Genomic DNA, 259 nt, shown 5'->3' with positions numbered 1-259 from the left:
GCAGAAGGCGATGGGCATCGAAGGTGTTGTAGAAATGGCTGCGCTTGTCCAGGTCGAACTGAAAACCGATGGCTTTGCCACGCGCGACGATCATTTCATTGCGCGAGGCGACTTCTTCGGCGCTGCGCCCGTATTTGCGCATCATGTGCTTGATGGCGTGCTCGCCCTCGGCCGGCATGTCCGGGTTCAGTTCGAAGGGCTTGAAGGTCAGTTCCACGGCAACCTCGTCGGCAACATTGGCGATGGCTTGTTCCAGCGC

The 259-nt window shown here is 59.1% G+C and carries 1 protein-coding gene; it reads right to left on the bottom strand.

The annotated features are described in order from the left end of the window. On the bottom strand, nucleotides 1-259 hold a 259-nt coding region (locus tag AAEY83_RS16415; RefSeq protein ID WP_502945207.1), incomplete at both ends, for a thioredoxin domain-containing protein.

This window comes from Psychrobacter sp. TB20-MNA-CIBAN-0197 (assembly GCF_040309765.1).
Lineage (GTDB): Bacteria > Pseudomonadota > Gammaproteobacteria > Pseudomonadales > Moraxellaceae > Psychrobacter > Psychrobacter submarinus.
The sequence above is the reverse complement of the archived record's forward strand: the minus strand, read 5'-3'. Positions and strand labels throughout refer to the sequence as shown.